The organism is Kitasatospora sp. SC0581, from assembly GCF_048159585.1.
Taxonomy (GTDB): domain Bacteria; phylum Actinomycetota; class Actinomycetes; order Streptomycetales; family Streptomycetaceae; genus Kitasatospora.
In genome coordinates this window covers 1-409 of sequence record NZ_JBLRWA010000171.1, presented here as the reverse complement: position 1 = coordinate 409, position 409 = coordinate 1, and the positions used below count along the sequence as shown (strand labels likewise).

Annotated in this window: 1 pseudogene; it reads right to left on the bottom strand. The window is 70.7% G+C overall.

Annotation, left to right across the window (positions count from 1 at the left end):
* A pseudogene (locus tag ACLWS4_RS37625) lies at window positions 1-366 on the bottom strand (hypothetical protein); the annotation flags it as partial.
* Window positions 367-409: the final 43 nt, after the last annotated feature.

The window sequence follows — 409 nt, the reverse complement described above, 5'->3', positions numbered from 1 at the left end:
GTCGCCACTCGCCACCGGCTGACTGCCGGACGGGGCGGACACCAGCGCCGGCGCAGCCGACCGCGGCCGACGCTCAACCTGAGCCTGCTCCCGCAACCGCTCCCACCACGCGCTGCCTCTGGACCGGTACCCGGGCTGCCGCCTGGCGGCTCGGGCTTCAAGGAGCTCGACCAACTGCTTGAACTGCTGCCGATCGGCGGGCACCCCCTTGCCGTTGAACCACTCGCTCAACGAACCCTTGTTGAAGCCCGCCGGCGGCACCTGCTGCAGCCCGAGGTTGATGATCTCCCCCAGTGAACACCCCGAGGCAGTCCTCAGAACCCGAAGGTCCTCGGCCAGCCGCTGAGCCGCTCCGCTGTCCCCCACCCGCGCCGCCCCCTGTTCGGTCCGAACCCCCACCGAACACTAG